The sequence below is a fragment of the Oceanibium sediminis genome, from assembly GCF_003265325.1.
Classification (GTDB): domain Bacteria; phylum Pseudomonadota; class Alphaproteobacteria; order Rhodobacterales; family Rhodobacteraceae; genus Halovulum; species Halovulum sediminis.
This window is the reverse complement of sequence record NZ_QGNX01000002.1, coordinates 176,614-188,592: the sequence shown is the minus strand read 5'-3', so window position 1 is coordinate 188,592 and position 11,979 is coordinate 176,614. Positions and strand designations below refer to the sequence as shown.

Sequence of the window (11,979 nt, the reverse complement as noted above, 5' to 3'; positions counted from 1 at the left end):
CATGGGGTGGAGCGCGGCAGCAGGCTTCGTGTGGATCGTCCTCGTCTCCATCGTGGCGCTGATGCCTTTTCCGCAGCACAAGCCCTACGCGCTGGCGATGCTCTTGCTGTTCCCGGTGCTGCTGGTCCTGATCGCGCTGGACTACGGCCTGCCCTGGGCGGTGCTGTTCTTCCTCGGGGCGTTGTCGATCTATCGCTACCCGGCGCTTTATTACCTGCGGGTCCTGCGCAGGCGGATGCGGCGAGGCGGCGAATGACCCCTTCGCTGGCGCTTGCGGCGATCTGGGCGGTCGCGGCGAATGTGATCGCGATGTTGCCCTCGCGGCGCAACCACTGGCCCGCTGCCTATGGGCTGATCGCGGTCGGCGTGCCGATAATCGTCTATGTCTTCTGGGAAAACGGGGCGCTCATCGGTGCCGCAGTGCTGCTGGCCGCCGCCTCCATCCTGCGCTGGCCGCTGCGCTACCTCTGGCGCTGGGCGCGGGCCAGGCTCGCCCGGCCGCGAGGGGAATAGCCCGGTGGATATCGCGGTTGACGGCGGGCCAGTGCTGCGGCCCGTAGGGTGGGCTTTCCAAGCCCACCATTCCTACGCCGGAAGCCTCAATTCCCGCGTCACCGGTGCGCCCGGCCTTCTTCCACCGCCCTTGCACCCGCGCACCGGCTCGCGTACCTCCCGCGCATGAGTAATCTCCTCTCCCGCCTGCCGCAGGTGCGCGGCACCCTGACCCCGTCGCGTCCGCTTGCGGACCTGTCCTGGCTGCGAGTCGGCGGCCCGGCGGAGGTGTTGTTCCAGCCAGCGGATATCGAGGATCTGCAGGCTTTCCTCGGGGCGCTGCCCGCCGACATACCGGTGTTCCCGATGGGCGTGGGATCGAACCTGATCGTGCGCGATGGCGGCATCCGGGGCGTCGTGATCCGCCTCGGACGGGGCTTCAACGGGATCGAGGTCGACGGAACGACGGTGACCGCCGGGGCCGCCGCGCTCGATGCGCATGTGGCGCGCAAGGCGGCGGCGGCGGGCGTGGACCTGGCCTTCCTGCGCACCATCCCCGGGGCGATCGGCGGCGCCTGCCGGATGAACGCGGGCTGCTACGGGATCTACACGGCGGACGTCTTTGAGAGCGCCGAGGCGGTGACAAGGAAGGGCCAGCAGGTCACGCTGTCGCCCGCCGACATGGGCTTTGCCTACCGCTCCACCGCGCTGCCGGAGGGGCTGGTGCTGACCCGCGCAACGCTGAAGGGCGCCGCGGGCGATCCGGCCGAGATCGAGCAAAGGATGGCCGCGGCGCTTGCGAAGCGGGCCGAGACGCAGCCCGTCAAGGACCGCTCCGCCGGGTCCACCTTCCGCAATCCCGCGGGGTTCTCCTCCACCGGGCGGGACGACGACGTGCACGACCTGAAAGCCTGGAAACTGATCGAGGATGCGGGCATGAAGGGCGCCACCCTGGGCGGCGCGCAGATGTCGACCAAGCACGCCAACTTCCTGATCAACGCCCGTGACGCTTCTGCCACAGACCTTGAAGGATTAGGCGAGCGCGTTCGTGAAAAGGTTTTGGAAAAGAGCGGCATAACCCTAGAGTGGGAGATAATGCGCGTCGGCGAGCCGGGCGACCCCGGCACACAGGCGCACTGAGAAGCAGTTGAGTATCCTCCGAGGACGACCAGTCAATGAGTCGCCCGGGTTTGTTGAGGCGGGCCATGTCGAGCAGGACATCCACCCGCATTGCAGTGCTGAAAGGCGGTCCCTCCGCCGAGCGTGAAGTCTCGCTCGTCTCGGGCCGTGAGTGTGCGGCTGCATTGCGCGCTGAAGGTTGGGACGTCGTCGAAATCGACGCGGGCGCCGACCTGTGCGCCGAGCTGACCCGCGAAAAACCCGATGTCGTGTTCAACGCCCTGCATGGCCGCTGGGGAGAGGATGGCTGCGTCCAGGGCCTGCTTGAGTGGATGCGGCTCCCCTACACCCATTCCGGGGTGATGGCCTCCGCCCTGGCCATGGACAAGATCCGGGCCAAGGAAATCTTCGTCGCCGCAGGCCTGCCGGTGGTGCCCAGCGTCCTGACCAGCGCCGAGGCGGCGCGCGCGGCGCATCCGATGGACCCGCCCTATGTCGTCAAACCCTTCAACGAGGGCAGCTCGGTCGGCGTCTACCTGGTGCAGGAGGGCGCGAACGGCCCGGCGCAGCTTGCCCCCGACATGCCCGAAACGGTCATGGCCGAAGAGTTCATTCCCGGACGAGAGCTGACCGTCACGGTGATGGGCGACCGCGCCCTTGCCGTGACCGACATCATCACCACCGGGTGGTACGACTACACCGCGAAATACAGCGAAGGCGGCTCGCGCCATCAGGTGCCCGCCGCGATTCCGAATGAAATCGAGGCCGCGTGCCTCGACTACGCTTTGCGTGCGCATGACGCCCTGGGATGCCGAGGCCTGTCGCGCACGGACTTGCGTTGGGATGAAAGCAGGGGGATGAACGGTCTCTTCCTGCTGGAAACCAACACGCAGCCAGGGATGACCCCCACCTCCCTGGCACCGGAGCAGGCGGCCCATTGCGGGATTCCCTTTGGGCCGCTTGTCTCCTGGATGGTGGAGGATGCCTCATGCTTCCGGTAAAGGCGCCCCGCGACCCTGCGCCGAGCCGTATCAAGTACCGGCTGGAACGCCTGTGGCTTCGCCCCGCCATCCGAAATTCCGTGCGCATCGGGCTGCCGCTCGCCGCGCTTGCCTGGATGCTGGTGTCGCTGGCGCTGAACCCGGTTGTGCAGAAGGGCGTGGCCGACAAGGCCATGGCGCTGCGCAACCAGATCGCCGCGCACCCTGGGCTGATGGTGAAGGAACTGCGCCTCAACGGCGTTTCGGGCCCCATGCAAGCGCGCATCATCGACCATCTCGAGCTGGAATTGCCTGTCAGTTCCATGGACCTCGACCTTGGCGCCGTGCAGCGCCAGGTCACCGCGCTCGACGCCGTGGCGTCGGCGCAGGTTCGCCTGGAAGGGGCGGGGGTTCTTGGTATCTCGGTCACCGAACGCGTGCCGGTCCTGCTGTGGCGGAGGACCGACGGGGCGCTCAACATGCTCGACGAGAACGGCGTCTTCGTCGGCCTCGCCGAAAGCCGGGCGGAACGGGTCGACTTGCCGATCATCGCCGGGGACGGCGCCGACAAGGCCGTGGCCGAGGCGCGCGAGTTGCTGGCGCTTTCCGAACCCATCGCGGGCCGCCTGCGCGGCCTCGTGCGGGTCGGCGAGCGCCGCTGGACGCTGGTCCTCAACACCGGCTTGCGCATCCTGCTGCCCGAAACCGGCGCGACCGCCGCGCTTGCCAGGGTGATGGCGCTGCACGAGGCCGAGGACATCCTGTCCCGCGAACTGGCCCGCGTCGACATGCGCGACCGCCGCCGCCCGATCCTTCAGCTTACCCCCGAAAGCCTGCGCGAGCTGCGTCGCGCGCAGGGCATTATCATAGAGGAAGACGTATGAGCCACGTGTTCGAGGCGCAGCGCGCCATGCGTCAACGCCGTGAGGCTGCGCTACGCAGGGGCGTTGTCGCCGTGCTGGACATAGGAACGACGAAGATTGCCTGTCTCGTGCTGCAATTCGCGCCGGGCACGGATACGGACGACGGCGCGGCCCCGCGGGGCCTGACGCATGGCGCCTTCCGGGTGATCGGCGCGGCGACCACCCGCTCGCGCGGGGTGCGCTGCGGCGAAATCGTCGCGATGGAGGAAACCGAGCGCGCGATCCGCACCGCCGTTCAGGCGGCGCAGAAGATGGCCGGGGTGCGCGTCGATCACGTGATCGCCAGCTTCGGCGGCGGCGCGCCGCGCTCCTACGGGCTGTCGGGCGATATCCGGGTCGAGAACGGCGAGGTGAGCGAACCCGACGTCGGGCACGTGCTCGCCGCCTGCGACGTGCCGGACTACGGCATGGATCGCGAGGCGCTGCACGCGCTGCCTGTGAACTTCACGCTCGACGGGCGGACCGGGCTGATCGATCCGCGGGGACAGATCGGCAACCGCCTGTCGGTGGATATGCACCTGCTGACGGCGGATGCCGCGCCGGTGCACAACATCCTGCACTGCTTCCGGCGCTGCGACTTGGAACTCGCGGGTCTGACCGTGTCCTCCTACGCGGCCGGGATCGCCGCGCTGGTGGAGGACGAGCAGGAACTCGGCGCGGCCTGCATCGACCTCGGCGGGGGAACGTCGGGCCTGTCGATCTTCGCCAAACGTCACATGATCTACGCCGATTCCGTGCCCCTCGGCGGGCATCATGTAACCTCCGACATCTGCCAGGGGCTGCACATCCCCATGGCCGCCGCCGAGCGGATCAAGACGATCCACGGCGGCGTCATGGCCACCGGCGTCGATGATCGTGACCTGATCGAGATCCCGAACCCCGTGCAGGACAACGGCCAGGACCGGCGCCAGATCACGCGATCCGAACTGATCGGCGTGATCCGCCCACGGATGGAGGAAATCCTGGAAGAGATCCGCGACCGCCTCGACGCCTCGGGCTTTGCCTACCTCCAGGGCCAGCGTGTCGTCCTGACCGGGGCCACGGCGCAGATCCCCGGCCTCGACCAACTCGCCGCGCGGGTGCTCGGACGCCAGGTGCGCATCGGCAAACCCCTGCGCGTGCAGGGCCTGCCGCAAGCCGCCACCGGACCCGGCTTCGCCGCCGCGGTGGGGCTGGCACTGCATGCCTCCCATCCGCAGGATGAATGCTGGGACTTCGAGATGCCCTCGGACCGGGTCGGCGCGAAACGCGTGCGTCGCGCCCTGCGCTGGTTTCGCGAGAACTGGTAGGCGGAAAGCCTGCCGGCTTGGGATTCTTGCCCCCCACATCCGCTTCGGCGGATGCGGGGCCCGCATCGGTCTGGCGGGCCTGTCGCGGGCGGTTGAGATGTCACGCGAATTGCCAGTGCCGGATGCCTCCGGCGGGAGTATTTGAAGAGTAAAGTGGGGCCGTTCCCATCTCCAAAGTCTTCAAGTATCCCGGGGAGCGCGAGGGGCTGGCCCCTCGCTCCGGAGTATGCAGATAGCCCCTACGGATAGGTCGGTGCGCAATATCGGCCCGGAATTGCCAGCGGGAATACAAAATCCGTGACCTGAGAAGGTGTTTGGTTTACTTTATCGAATCAGCAGCAGGCGAAGAACCGCGCTTTCAAAGCGGTCGCGTAAAACAGGCGGACAGACATATGGCATTGAATCTCAGCATGCCCGAGCAGCATGATTTGCGCCCCCGTATCACCGTGTTCGGTGTGGGAGGTGCCGGCGGCAACGCCGTCAACAACATGATCGAAAAGAACTTGGAGGGTGCGGAGTTCGTTGTGGCGAACACCGACGCGCAGGCTCTTGCCCAGAACAACGCTCCCCAGAAGATCCAGCTCGGGGTGGAAGTGACCCAGGGCCTGGGCGCCGGGGCGCGGCCCGAGGTGGGCTCGGCCGCGGCCGAGGAATCGATCGAGACGATCGTCGATCAGCTTTCCGGGGCGCATATGTGCTTCATCACCGCCGGAATGGGCGGCGGGACCGGGACAGGTGCCGCGCCGATCATCGCCCGTGCCGCACGGGAGATGGGCGTGCTGACCGTCGGGGTCGTCACCAAGCCGTTCCAGTTCGAGGGCGCGCGTCGGATGCGCCAGGCCGAGGAAGGGGTCGAGGAGCTGCAGCGTGTCGTCGATACGCTGATCGTGATCCCCAACCAGAACCTGTTCCGGTTGGCGAACGAGAAGACCACTTTCACCGAAGCCTTCTCGATGGCCGATGACGTGCTGTACCAGGGCGTCAAGGGCGTCACGGACCTGATGGTCCGGCCCGGCATCATCAACCTCGACTTCGCGGATATTAGGTCCGTCATGGACGAGATGGGCAAGGCCATGATGGGCACCGGCGAAGCCGATGGCGAGGACCGCGCCGTTCAGGCCGCCGAGAAGGCCATCGCCAACCCGCTGCTCGATGAAATCAGCCTCAAGGGCGCGCGAGGTGTGCTGATCAACGTCACCGGCGGCACCGACCTGACCCTGTTCGAGCTGGACGAGGCCGCGAACCGGATTCGCTCGGAAGTCGATCCGGACGCGAACATCATCGTCGGCTCCACGCTCGATCCGCAGATGGACGGCAAGATGCGGGTGTCCGTCGTGGCCACCGGCATCGAGGCGAAGGCCAACCGCGAGGACACTCCGGTCAGCCCGCGCACCTGGGGCGCCAAGGCACCCAAGCCTGCCCCGGTGCAGGAGCCGGAAGCGGTGGAGGAGATCCCCGCCGGGCCGAGCTTCGTCGATGCACAGGTGGAAGAGCCCACCGCCGCACGCGCCGCGGCGCCGGCGCAGGGCTTCGCCCATGCGCCGCAGGAGCCGCCCGTCACCCACCAGCACGTGGAGCCGCAGGCCGAGTTGCCCTCGCTCGAGGCGACCGCCTATGATCAGGCCCGTCGCCCCGGTGAGCCGACGCCGGAAGCCATGCGCCGCCTGCAGGCTGCCGTAAGCGCCGTGCCGGAAGGCACCCGGGCCGCGTCGGCCGCGCGCAGCGCACCCGTGGCGGCACAGCCGACCCGCAGCCGGCCCGCGCAGCCGGAAGAGGGCGGTCGTTTCGCGATCAACAGCCTGATCCACCGCATGACCGGTCATGGCAGCCGGGATGAGCGGGATACCGCGCATCGCCAGCAGCCGCCGGTAACCTCGCGCGAGGATGACCAGGCCGCCGAGCCGCGTGATCCGCATGAGATCCCGGCCTTCCTGCGCCGCCAGGCGAACTGAGGTCTTCGCGCTGAGCCAACCGGGGCGGCGCTACCGGAACGGAATTCACGCCGTCGGTGCATGACATGGCACCGGCGGCGTTTTTCTTGGGGCAGGGCGGAAATGCGCTGAGGTAATGGCGGCACGGGGAATTCCCGCACCAATGACGTCCTGTGGCCCGGGAACGCCTTGTTTCCCTCGGCACAACCAGGGGGCAGCCCCCCGCGCGCGGTAACATTTTTGCAATACTGTAGCATTTGGTCACAAGGTTTGAATTGTCCGGCCGCGCCAACACCCATACCTCAGGGGAGCTATCGTGCGCCGGGCCAGGGGGATCCGGCGCTGCCAGAGTCACTGGCCTACTATCCCCAAGGAACTGGTATCGAGAGGCTGGCACGCCCGTGCAGACAACATTGAAAGACGACGTGCCGCTGGTAGGCATCGGGCTGCATTCCGGCCGCCCGGCCCGTGTGACGTTGCGCCCGGCCGCGGCGGACAGTGGCGTTCGCTTCCGCCGGGTCGATCTGAGCGGCTGCGACACGATGATCCCCGCCCGCTACGACCTGGTGTCGGACACCACGCTGAACACGCGCCTGACCAATGCCGCCGGGGTTTCGGTCTCGACGATCGAGCATCTGATGGCCGCCATAGCGGGCACCGGGCTTCACAACGTGCTGGTGGATATCGACGGGCCCGAGATTCCGATCATGGACGGCAGCGCGCGCCGCTTCGTGCGGGGCATCCTTTCCGCCGGGTTGCGCCGTCTCGACGCGCCGATCAGCGCCTGGGCGGTGATGAAGACTGTGACCCTGGAAGAGGGCGACGTGACGGCCAGCCTGTCGCCCTTCAGCGGTCTGACCATCGATTTCACCATCGACTTCCCCGACGCGGCGATCGGCCGCCAGACGGCGAGCATGAACCTGTCCAACGGGACCTTCATCCGCGAGCTTGCCGATTGCCGGACTTTCTGTCGCCGCGCCGAGGTGGACTACATGCAGTCGAGGGGCCTTGCCCTTGGCGGGACGCTGGAGAACGCCGTGGTGATCGATGGCGACCAGGTGCTGAACCCCGAAGGCTTCCGTCGCCGCGACGAATGCGTGCGGCACAAGATGCTCGACGCGCTGGGCGACCTTGCGCTGGCGGGGGCGCCCGTGCTCGGGGCTTATCGTGGGGTGCGCGCCGGGCATGGCCCGACGAACCGCCTGCTGCGCAAGGCTTTCGCCACCCCCGGTGCGATGGCGCGGGTGACGGTGGACGCCAAGATCGCGGGGGGGATGCCCGGGTTTCAGCTTGTTGCGGCCGACCTCGCGGCGGTTGGGTGACGTTCCGGGAAAACAGGTCCGTCCGGGCTTTTTCTTGCGCGCCAAGCTGTGCTAGACACGTCGGCAGAAGCGGTGACGATCAAGCACCGCCCCACGAGTCGAGTTGAGGGCTTCCACGTGCGTCACTGGCTTTTCGGTCTGGCAGTCATTTCTGTCGTTTCCGCCTGCTCTCGTGAGCCCGAGATCGAGGTCGAGAGTCGGTCCGCGCAGGATCTGTTTCTTGCCGCCGAGCGTGAGCTCGAGGACGGGCGCGCCACCCGCGCCGGCCGCCTGTTCGAGGAGGTGGAGCGCCTCTACCCCTATTCCGAATGGGCCAAACGCTCGATGATCATGTCGGCCTTCGCCTATTATGACGGGCGGCGGTACTCGGAATCGCGCGCGGCGGCGGAGCGTTACCTCGACTTTTTCCCGGCGGACAAGGACGCGGCCTATGCGCAGTACCTGATCGCGCTGAGCCATTACGACCAGATCGCCGATGTCAGTCGCGACCAGGGCACCACTTTCGACGCGCTGCAAGCCCTGCGCGAAACGATCGAGCGCTACCCCGACAGCGACTTTTCCAAGTCCGCCGAGCTGAAGTTCGACCTGGCGCTCGATCACCTTGCGGGCAAGGAAATGGAAATCGGGCGCTATTACCTGAAGCGCGGCCACTACACCGCCGCGATCAACCGCTTCCGCGTTGTCGTGCAGGAATTCCAGACCACCGCGCATACCGCCGAGGCGCTGCATCGCCTGGTCGAAAGCTACCTGGCGCTCGGCCTGACGGACGAGGCGCAGACTGCCGGTGCGATTCTCGGGCACAACCACCGCGGGACGGAGTGGTACGAAGACAGCTACGCGCTGCTGACCGGCGTCGGCCTCGAGGCGGAGAATGTCGGCGAAGGCTGGCTCAACCGCATCTATCGCCAGGTGATCCAGGGCAAATGGCTCTGAGCGTCGCCGGGATGACCGATCTTGCTGCGTGAGCTTTCCATACGGGATATCCTGCTGATCGAAGCCCTCGATCTGACGTTTCACGACGGGCTGAACGTGCTGACCGGTGAAACCGGGGCGGGCAAATCCATCCTGCTGGACTGTCTCGGGCTCGTGCTCGGCTGGCGGGGCCGCGCCGAGGTGGTCCGCCAGGGCGCGGAGCAGGGCGAGGTGACGGCGGTGTTCGAGCTTCACGCAGACCACCCCGCCCGCGCGGTGATCGCGGCGGCGGACCTGCCCTGGGAAGAGGATCAGCTGATCCTGCGCCGGGTGACCTCCGCCGATGGGCGTAAGCGGGGCTTCGTGAATGACCGCCGCGTCTCGGGCGAGGTGCTGCGCCAGTTGTCCGCCGTACTGGTCGAACTGCACGGCCAGCAGGACGATCGCGGGCTGCTGGATCCGAAGGGCCACCGCGACCTGCTCGACAGTTTCGGCCCGCTGGAGGCGGGAAAGTCCGCGACCCGTGAAAGCTGGCGCGCGCTGGCTGGCGCGCGCCGCGCCCGCGAAGCCGCGACCCGCCGCCTGGAAGAAGCGGCCCGCGATACCGAGTACCTCCGCCACGCGGTTGCCGAGCTGGATGAGCTGGCGCCAGAGGCGGGCGAGGACGCGACCCTCGACACCCGCCGCCGCCAGATGCAGATGGCCGACAAGGTGCGCGAGGATTGCGCCCGCGCCATCGCCGTCATGGGCGGGGACGGCGCCGAAGGCCGCCTTGCCGAGGCGATCCGCTGGCTTGAGGTCATCGCCGAGCGGACCGAGGGCGCGCTCGATCCGGCAATCGCCGCGCTTGGCCGCGCGATGATCGAGCTTGGCGAAGCCCAGGAAAGTGCCGAATCCTTCCTGCGCGGGCTCGACTTCGACCCCTTCGACCTTGAAGCGGTGGAGGAGCGGCTCTTCGCGATCCGCGCCCTTGCCCGCAAGCACAAGGTCCAGCCCGATGACCTGGCCGACCTGGCCGGGGACCTCCGGGCGCGCCTGGCTGCCATCGACGGCGGCGCGGCTGAACTCGAGGGTCTGAAAGTGGCCGAGGATGCCGCTGCCGGGGCCTACAAGGCCGCTGCCGAAGCGCTCAGCGCTGCGCGGCATGAGGCGGCGGCGCGGCTTGACAAGGCCATGGCCGCCGAACTCGCACCGCTGAAGCTGGAACGCGCGGTGTTCGCCACTGTCGTCACCCCGTGCGAACCGGGCCCCGAGGGCAGCGACACCGTGACCTTCACCGTCGCCACCAACCCCGGCGCACCGCCGGGGCCGCTCGGGCGGATCGCCAGCGGCGGCGAACTGTCCCGCTTCTTGCTGGCGCTGAAGGTCTGCCTGACCGGGCGCAGCAGCGGGCTGACGATGATCTTCGACGAAATCGACCGGGGCGTCGGCGGCGCCACGGCGGACGCGGTCGGTCGCCGGCTCGCCTCCATCGCCGAGGGCGCGCAGGTGCTGGTGGTGACCCATTCGCCCCAGGTGGCGGCGCGCGGGGCGCATCATTTCGTCGTCTCCAAGGCGGTGGACGCGGCTGAAACCCGTACCAGCGTCGCCGCCCTCGACGCGAATGCGCGCATCGACGAAATCGCGCGCATGCTGTCGGGCGGGACCATCCTGGACGAAGCCCGTTCCGCCGCGCGCGCGCTGCTTTCCGCCTGACCCCTTTCCCTTTGAGTACGCGCGTCCTAGCTTGCGCGCAAACGTCTCAAGAACCGGAGTTCCCATGACCGTCTGCCCCGATCACCCCGCCGTTGACAGCGCCAAGCTCGACAAACTCGCCGAAGTCGCCGTGCGGGTCGGCCTGAACCTGCAACCGGGCCAGGACCTGGTCCTGACCGCGCCGGTGGCGGCACTGCCGCTGGTGCGCCGCGTGGTGGCGGCGGCCTATCGCGCCGGTGCAGGGCAGGTGACGACGCTGCTGTCGGACGACCAGATCACGCTGGCGCGCTACGAACACGGCCATGACGCGAGTTTCGACAAGGCGCCGGACTGGCTCTACAACGGCATGGCCGAAGCCTTTGCCGCCAATGCGGCACGCATGGCGATTTCCGCCGATGACCCGATGCTGCTCGCCGATCAGGACCCGGCCAGGGCGGCCCGTCTCGGCAAGGCCAATTCCAGGGCCTACAAACCGGCGATGAAGCATATCGCGGGCTTCGACATCAACTGGACGATCGCGGCCTATCCCTCCACCGCCTGGGCCGTGCGGGTCTTCCCCGATCTCGACCCCGATGCGGCCACGGCCCGCCTCGCGGATGCGATCTTCGCGGCCTCCCGCCTCGACGCGCCGGACCCCGTCGCCGCCTGGGCCGCGCACAACGCCGCGCTGGCAGCGCGCAAGGACTGGCTGAACGCCGAACGCTTTTCGGCACTGCACTACACCGGGCCGGGCACGGACCTGACCATCGGGCTGGCCGACGATCACGCATGGCAGGGCGGCGCGTCCAGGGCCAAGAACGGCGTCACCTGCAACCCGAACATCCCCACGGAGGAAGTGTTCACCACGCCCCACGCCCACCGTGTCGAGGGGGTCGTGCGCGCCACCAAACCCCTTGCCCACCAGGGCAGCCTGATCGAGGATATCGAGGTTCGCTTCGAACAGGGCCGCATCGTGGACGCCAAAGCCGCCCGCGGGCAAACCGTGTTCCGGGAACTCATCCAGACCGACGACGGCGCCGCCCGCCTGGGCGAGGTGGCGCTGGTGCCCGCCGGCTCGCCCATCTCGCAAAGCGGCGTGCTGTTCTACAACACGCTCTTCGACGAAAACGCCGCCAGCCACATCGCGCTCGGCCAGTGCTACCAGGAATGCTTCGTGAACGGCGCCAGCCTCAGCGAAGAGGAGGTGGCAGAAAAGGGCGGCAACAGCAGCCTGATCCATGTCGACTGGATGATCGGCTCGGAACACATCGACATCGACGGCCTGAAAGCGGATGGTACCCGCGTGCCTGTCATGCGCAAGGGCGAGTGGGCCTGAC

Annotated in this window: 11 protein-coding genes; all 11 read left to right on the top strand. The window is 67.9% G+C overall.

From position 1 onward, the window contains the following. Position 1 precedes the first annotated feature (1 nt). A complete protein-coding gene (locus DJ029_RS06335) occupies positions 2–256 on the top strand; it encodes a DUF2484 family protein (RefSeq protein ID WP_112321521.1) in 255 nt (84 codons plus the stop codon). Further along, complete coding sequence (locus DJ029_RS06330; RefSeq protein ID WP_112321520.1) at positions 253–513, top strand: DUF2484 family protein; 261 nt, start codon at positions 253–255, stop codon at positions 511–513. The genes DJ029_RS06335 and DJ029_RS06330 overlap by 4 nt, the downstream gene beginning before the upstream one ends. 165 nt (positions 514–678) lie before the next feature. Then, positions 679–1,632 (top strand): UDP-N-acetylmuramate dehydrogenase, encoded by a 954-nt coding sequence (murB, locus tag DJ029_RS06325; RefSeq protein ID WP_112321519.1) that lies wholly within the window; start codon positions 679–681, stop codon positions 1,630–1,632. Positions 1,633–1,697: 65 nt separating this feature from the next. Then, complete coding sequence (locus DJ029_RS06320; protein ID WP_112321518.1) at positions 1,698–2,612, top strand: D-alanine--D-alanine ligase; 915 nt, start codon at positions 1,698–1,700, stop codon at positions 2,610–2,612. Then, the gene (locus tag DJ029_RS06315; RefSeq protein ID WP_112321517.1) at positions 2,600–3,475 is read left to right on the top strand and encodes a cell division protein FtsQ/DivIB; all 876 of its coding nucleotides are present in this window, start codon (positions 2,600–2,602) and stop codon (positions 3,473–3,475) included. Before DJ029_RS06320 ends, DJ029_RS06315 begins: the two co-directional genes overlap by 13 nt. Then, positions 3,472–4,803: a cell division protein FtsA gene (ftsA, locus tag DJ029_RS06310; protein ID WP_112321516.1), complete on the top strand. Its 1,332-nt coding sequence runs from the start codon at positions 3,472–3,474 to the stop codon at positions 4,801–4,803. The genes DJ029_RS06315 and ftsA overlap by 4 nt, the downstream gene beginning before the upstream one ends. A gap of 392 nt (positions 4,804–5,195) precedes the next feature. Further along, entirely contained in the window at positions 5,196–6,755 is a 1,560-nt protein-coding gene (gene ftsZ / locus DJ029_RS06305) for a cell division protein FtsZ (protein WP_112321515.1), read from the top strand. A gap of 380 nt (positions 6,756–7,135) precedes the next feature. Beyond that, positions 7,136–8,056 carry a UDP-3-O-acyl-N-acetylglucosamine deacetylase gene (gene lpxC, locus DJ029_RS06300; protein ID WP_112321514.1) on the top strand — a complete coding sequence of 307 codons (921 nt, stop codon included), beginning with the start codon at positions 7,136–7,138 and terminating at the stop codon, positions 8,054–8,056. A gap of 117 nt (positions 8,057–8,173) precedes the next feature. Then, a complete protein-coding gene (locus DJ029_RS06295) occupies positions 8,174–8,989 on the top strand; it encodes an outer membrane protein assembly factor BamD (RefSeq protein WP_112321513.1) in 816 nt (271 codons plus the stop codon). Positions 8,990–9,010: 21 nt separating this feature from the next. Next, positions 9,011–10,663, top strand: coding sequence for a DNA repair protein RecN (gene recN / locus DJ029_RS06290; protein ID WP_112321512.1), 1,653 nt, complete (start codon positions 9,011–9,013; stop codon positions 10,661–10,663). A gap of 64 nt (positions 10,664–10,727) precedes the next feature. Next, positions 10,728–11,978, top strand: a complete 1,251-nt coding sequence (locus tag DJ029_RS06285) for an aminopeptidase (RefSeq protein ID WP_112321511.1) — start codon at positions 10,728–10,730, stop codon at positions 11,976–11,978. Position 11,979 lies beyond the last annotated feature (1 nt).

Bases quoted from the DNA above. Each gene is read 5' to 3' on its own strand.
- DJ029_RS06335 (WP_112321521.1), top strand. From the start codon at position 2: ATGGGGTGGAGCGCGGCAGCAGGCTTCGTGTGGATCGTCCTCGTCTCC.
- DJ029_RS06330 (WP_112321520.1), top strand. From the start codon at position 253: ATGACCCCTTCGCTGGCGCTTGCGGCGATCTGGGCGGTCGCGGCGAAT.
- murB (WP_112321519.1), top strand. From the start codon at position 679: ATGAGTAATCTCCTCTCCCGCCTGCCGCAGGTGCGCGGCACCCTGACC.
- DJ029_RS06320 (WP_112321518.1), top strand. From the start codon at position 1,698: ATGTCGAGCAGGACATCCACCCGCATTGCAGTGCTGAAAGGCGGTCCC.
- DJ029_RS06315 (WP_112321517.1), top strand. From the start codon at position 2,600: ATGCTTCCGGTAAAGGCGCCCCGCGACCCTGCGCCGAGCCGTATCAAG.
- ftsA (WP_112321516.1), top strand. From the start codon at position 3,472: ATGAGCCACGTGTTCGAGGCGCAGCGCGCCATGCGTCAACGCCGTGAG.
- ftsZ (WP_112321515.1), top strand. From the start codon at position 5,196: ATGGCATTGAATCTCAGCATGCCCGAGCAGCATGATTTGCGCCCCCGT.
- DJ029_RS06285 (WP_112321511.1), top strand. From the start codon at position 10,728: ATGACCGTCTGCCCCGATCACCCCGCCGTTGACAGCGCCAAGCTCGAC.